Source organism: Parendozoicomonas verongulae, assembly GCF_009711465.1.
Classification (GTDB): domain Bacteria; phylum Pseudomonadota; class Gammaproteobacteria; order Pseudomonadales; family Endozoicomonadaceae; genus Sansalvadorimonas; species Sansalvadorimonas verongulae.
This window is the reverse complement of the sequence record NZ_SMME01000493.1, coordinates 389-1,051: the sequence shown is the minus strand read 5'-3', so window position 1 is coordinate 1,051 and position 663 is coordinate 389. Positions and strand designations below refer to the sequence as shown.

Genomic DNA, 663 nt, shown 5'->3' with positions numbered 1-663 from the left:
GACGGGTGCACCCAGTCTTTCACCACATCCAGTAATCTAACCAGACACAAACACACCCATACAAGGGAGTAACCCGTTGTCTGTGACTTTGACGGGTGTAACAAGATTTTCACCACATCCAGCGACAGACGGGCAGTGCAGTAAACACCAGCATAACCAAAGGTCACCAGCTACGTTGCTATCTTATTTGCTCTTAATTATTGGAAGGATGGGAATGGTCTTCAGGCTGAACTTTGTTGCCACCAGTCTTTGCACAGTGATCAGCCTGGCTTTATCTCCACCTATGCATCAGAAGACAAGAGCAGACCTCTTCAATCTATTCCGTTACCGCCACTAGATGTGACATCGACAGGCAATATTGCTATACAAAATGCGGACAGCACACATATCCATCCCCATAAAACAACATCCTGCGTCATTGACAGGACAACCGAACATCACCTTATGCTTTGCCAGGGAGAAAAACAAAAAAACGGATTAACTCTCACCACCTCAACGCCAGCGCAGCATCTGGCCGTTGAAACAGGTGCAACAACATGGATCCGGGATAAAGCAAACATGTGCCATGTATCTTCAGGTGAGGACGCTCCCCCTCACATACACTGCTCTCCCCTTCCTTCGGGGGACCTGTTTCCTTCCCAGCTTCCGCATTTCAATGCCTGC

The 663-nt window shown here is 48.4% G+C and carries 1 protein-coding gene; it reads left to right on the top strand.

Annotated features, from left to right (window positions below; translation table 11 throughout):
- Nucleotides 1–249: 249 nt before the first annotated feature.
- Nucleotides 250–663 (top strand): hypothetical protein (locus E1189_RS24595; RefSeq protein WP_230459920.1); only part of this gene is annotated, 414 nt, incomplete at its 3' end.